Origin of the sequence: Lichenihabitans sp. Uapishka_5, from assembly GCF_033947565.1 — a bacterium.
In the GTDB taxonomy this organism is placed as follows: domain Bacteria; phylum Pseudomonadota; class Alphaproteobacteria; order Rhizobiales; family Beijerinckiaceae; genus Lichenihabitans.
Window position 1 is genome coordinate 1 of sequence record NZ_JARPVX010000175.1, and the last position, 2192, is coordinate 2192.

Annotated in this window: 2 protein-coding genes and 1 pseudogene; all 3 read right to left on the reverse strand. The window is 63.1% G+C overall.

Annotated elements, in window-relative coordinates:
* Positions 1–51 precede the first annotated feature (51 nt).
* A pseudogene (locus P7D22_RS22890) lies at positions 52–207 on the reverse strand (SDR family NAD(P)-dependent oxidoreductase); the annotation flags it as partial.
* Between the two features lie 210 nt (positions 208–417).
* On the reverse strand, positions 418–1407 hold the full coding sequence (locus P7D22_RS22895) for a 3'-5' exonuclease (protein ID WP_319936551.1): 990 nt from the start codon (positions 1405–1407) through the stop codon (positions 418–420).
* 111 nt (positions 1408–1518) lie between these two features.
* Entirely contained in the window at positions 1519–2025 is a 507-nt protein-coding gene (locus tag P7D22_RS22900; RefSeq protein WP_319936552.1) for a hypothetical protein, read from the reverse strand.
* Between the last annotated feature and the right edge of the window lie 167 nt (positions 2026–2192).

Consider the following 2192-nt stretch of genomic DNA (forward strand, 5'->3'; position numbering starts at 1 on the left):
CACGTCAGACCGCGCCGCCTGACTGCCGCGTCACCCAAATTCCCGCGTAGCTCCACCGAGCGCGGCACATTCCTGAGCCACCTCGGCCAGCAGATCTTCCCGCCGTGCCGCAAGCACCACGTTGGCGCCTTCACGCGCGAACGCGACAGCCGTCGCACGGCCGATGCCGCTCGACGCCCCAGTGATGACGACGGTTGTGCCTACGATGCGACGGACCATGGCTGCGCTCACTCTCGGCTATTGCTGCCAAGGCTGAACGTCTTCGGGCCGCATTTTACGCAGCACTGCGACACTGCCGCTTTCTATTTGCTGGCATCGGCGCCACTGCGCGCCGATTACCGCCTCGTGATGCTGGAGAAAGAGTTGAAGCCGTCGTGACGGGGAGCGCCGTTGACCACCCCGGCTTCCACCTGCTCGCTACGGCTTCTTGTAGCGCTCACAGGCCGTGATCCGCTGAGCGCGAGGGCGCACCCGGCGCATGTAGATCTCGCCCTCAAGGTAAGCGATCTCGGTCTCGGCTGACGCCTCATCAACTTCGACCCACCATGCTCGGGGCCGGCCATCGCTGCCGTCGCTCCAGCGATACCCGCGACTTTTCAGTTGGTCCTTGAGATCGTAGGGAGCGCCCTCCGCCCATATCCTGACGTGCGGCGTTTCGGATCTCGTCAGCAGGTGTCCGACCGCTGAGCCATCCTGCCCGGGCAACGTGGCCGCCAGGACCTCAAGAAGGGCATGGCAATCATCGGTGGCTCGATGGCCGTTGTGGAACCACCCAGCCTGGCCGACCAGATAGCCGAGCTTCGTGCCTTCAAAGCCGAACCCAGCCCAATCCACCTCTTTGACCGAACAGGCCCACGGCTTCGGCTCAAACCCGCGTGCCAGGCGCTCGCAGAAGGGCCGATCAAAGCCGGCGTTGTGCGCGATGACGAGATCGGCTTGCTCAATGAAGGCCTCAACCGCGTCGAGGTCGATGCGCTGGCCAGTGAGCATGGCATCCGTGATGCCGGTCAGGCGCGTGATCTCAGGCTCCAGAGGCCCCGAGGGTTCCTGTAGGGCGCTGAACTCGCCCGTGACCGCAAGGAGCGTGCCCTCAGCATCGTGCACGAACGCGACCATACCGAGTTCGATCACCTCGTGATCGCGGTGATCCAGCCCTGTGGTCTCAGTGTCGATGACAATTGCGAGCCGTTCACCCGGCCCGAGAAGGCGAGGGCTGACGATCTCCCGCGGCCGAAGGCGTCGCAGCACCCGATAATCGTCGCTTGCCTCAAGCACCTTGGCCGCCGCTTTAGGCGTGATGACACGGGAGCCCTTGGAAGAACGACGGGCCGCAGGAAGCCTCTGCGTGCTCCCATCGTCGGCACTATCAGGTCCGGGTCGGTCGAAGAGGTCGGCTTGCCAGGGCACGTTTCAGATCCTGGGCGTGAAAGGCGGCAGAAGCATGCCCCTTACAGGGTGCTGATGGTGAACGCGCAAAGAAATAGAGCGCGTGTCGATGGTGGAAGGCGGCGATTGTTGTCAGGATCTTGGCTGTGCTGTGAGGTCTATCTCAAGCGCATTGATCGCTGCGAGCACGATGCCCAAGGCAGGATCGTCGCCGAAGCTGAAGTGCTGGCCCTGTGCTGCGGCGATATCATGCAAAGCTCGGCTGACGAGATGGGCGTCGTTCGACGCTAGCGCGTCAGAAAGCAGGTCTGCCTGAGCCCGCCGATCCTCAGGATTGCGGCTGATACGGCTGGGGAGATCGGTCGGCATGGTGCCCTCGACGGTAGGAATCGCTTGGCGATGCTGCCAGTGATGCGGTCGGGCACGCAACCGGCTCGGCCATCCGCCGTCCCATTCGACAGCTCGCACCCGGCGAGATTGTCTACGCTCGTTGGTTTCGCGAGGAATTGCCGGACTGCCGCTGTCAGCGTTTTTCGAGGACATTGGAATCCTCAGCGCCTGCGGCAATCGCTCAAGGCGCCCTCCCGCGCCTACTCGCAGCAGAGCCTGGATATGAAGCGCAGCACCGAAAGCCTTCATTCCGGCATCGTCCGCCTAGTCGAGGCGCTTGCGCGTGAGGCCGCGCATAGGGATCATCGCAGGGCCCTACAGGCTCGGTTAGAACAACAAGAATCAAAGCCCTGGGATTGGTATTGACCCGGTTTGGTGGACACCCTGAAGCTTTCATCAGAGGTGTTGCCAATGCC

Coding starts and splice junctions, on each gene's coding strand:
- P7D22_RS22900 (WP_319936552.1), bottom strand. CDS start 2,025: ATGAAGGCTTTCGGTGCTGCGCTTCATATCCAGGCTCTGCTGCGAGTA.